At 62.4% G+C, this 1089-nt stretch carries 1 protein-coding gene and 1 pseudogene; both read left to right on the top strand.

The window, feature by feature from the left end; all coding sequences use genetic code 11:
• Positions 1–329, top strand: a pseudogene (locus ABT116_RS49530) (cutinase); the annotation flags it as partial.
• A 206-nt stretch (positions 330–535) separates the two neighbouring features.
• Positions 536–1089: LLM class flavin-dependent oxidoreductase (locus tag ABT116_RS49525; RefSeq protein ID WP_351648273.1), on the top strand; the 554-nt coding region annotated here is incomplete at its 3' end.

Raw genomic sequence — 1089 nt, 5'->3', positions numbered from 1 at the left:
CCGGCGTCGGTGCCGAGCTGTCACTGAACGGGCTGAAACTTCCCGGTCTCACGATGACCGGCCCGAGGCCCGGCGGGTTCGGTGACCTCAACGATCGGACCTATCAGATCTGCGCGCCCAGTGACGGTATCTGCGACGCTCCGGCCGCCGCTCTCAATCCGACCAACTGGCTGAGTTCGGCGCCGCGCCTGCTCGAGTACTACAACAACCCTGTGCACGCGATGTACAACTCCTTCCAAGTCGATCCGAACGGCACGACGGCCACCCAATGGATGGCACAGTGGGCTGCGGAGAAGATCGACGCTGCACCGACGCCGCCCCACAGTTGAGTCACCGCCGCACTGTTGATTCGTCACAATCGGGCGTCTCGGGAGTTCGCTCGCGGGTAATCTGCTCGTTTGGTCCCGGTAGAGTGCTGCACGGTCCGGGGGCTTCCTCTACAGTGCTGTCACGTAAGTGACTGGCGAGTAGGTTCGATTTGTCCGAGTTTGTAGTTCGAGTACGACGTACGTGTCCATCACAGGAGAATCGTTATATGAGTTCCACCCACGGCAGCGATGCCCTACGCAAATTCCGGTTTGCGGCCGGTGGCGAGGGCAACGCCGAAGAGGGTGGTGCGCGACGCTTCGTCAAGCTTGCGCAGAAGGCCGAGGAACTCGGCTACGACTCGTTCATGATTCCGGATCACCTGGGTAATCAGGTCGGCCCGATTGCCGCTCTGGGAGCGCTCGCGGTGGCCACGGACAAGATTCGTCTCGGCACTGCCGTGTTGGCCAACGGCTTCCGTCATCCTGCTGTGCTCGCGAAGGACGCGGCGACCATCGACGTGCTGTCCGGTGGTCGACTCGAACTCGGTATCGGCGCAGGCTGGATGAAGGAAGAGTTCGACAAGGGCGGTATCGCCTACGAAAGCCCCGGCGTTCGAATCGAGAAACTCGAGGAGTCTCTGCAGATTCTCGACACACTGCTGCGCGGGCAGGAATGCACTTTCGAACCCTGCACTGTGCACGACTCGAGCGTGCACCGCACGACGGCCGAGACCGATCAGTGCGCCAGCCGCCGGATCGCTACGGACTGCGGGTTGCCGGC

The sequence above is a fragment of the Streptomyces sp. NPDC002130 genome (assembly GCF_040296465.1).
In the GTDB taxonomy this organism is placed as follows: Bacteria; Actinomycetota; Actinomycetes; order Streptomycetales; family Streptomycetaceae; genus Streptomyces.
Note: the sequence above shows the minus strand (reverse complement) of the source record. Positions and strands in the feature narration are given on the sequence as shown.